This is a genomic window from Pseudomonas sp. RW10S2, from assembly GCF_014268985.1.
Lineage (GTDB): Bacteria > Pseudomonadota > Gammaproteobacteria > Pseudomonadales > Pseudomonadaceae > Aquipseudomonas > Aquipseudomonas wayambapalatensis.
This window is the reverse complement of sequence record NZ_JABWRO010000247.1, coordinates 1-507: the sequence shown is the minus strand read 5'-3', so window position 1 is coordinate 507 and position 507 is coordinate 1. Positions and strand designations below refer to the sequence as shown.

The 507-nt window shown below is 60.2% G+C and carries 1 protein-coding gene; it reads right to left on the bottom strand.

The window, feature by feature from the left end:
* Positions 1-507 (bottom strand): immunoglobulin-like domain-containing protein (locus HU729_RS25575; RefSeq protein WP_346655325.1); only part of this gene is annotated, 507 nt, incomplete at both ends.

Genomic DNA, 507 nt, shown 5'->3' with positions numbered 1-507 from the left:
CAGGGTGACGGTGAGCGGACGATCCAGCGGTTGGTTCACTTTGACGGTGAACGACGGTTGCTGATCTTCGGTGACATTGCCATTGCTGACGATGGTGACGGAAACCTTGTCGCCTTCGTTGCCGGTGCCCGGGGTGCCGGTACCTGGCTCGTCAGTCACTGTGGTGGTGACGGAGTTGTCGCCGAGGGTCAGTTTCTCGAAGTTATCCGCGCCAGTGACACCTTCCAGCTTGTTGATGATCGACGGTTGACCGCCAACGTAAACGTCGTCCGGGGCATGGATAGTGATGGTGCCGGTGGCGCTGCCCGCCGGAACGGTCACTTTGGTGCCGTCGCTGAGGGTGAAGACCAGGCCGTTATGGCCAGTAACCGACAGACCTTGGGCGTTGGTCAGGGTAACGGTGTAAGTGATCTCGCCGCCTTCGGACACGGTGGTTTTATCGGCCGTCAGGGTCGCGACCACTTCACTTTCAGTGTCAGCGATCTGAACGGTAGCCGAGCCGCCGAG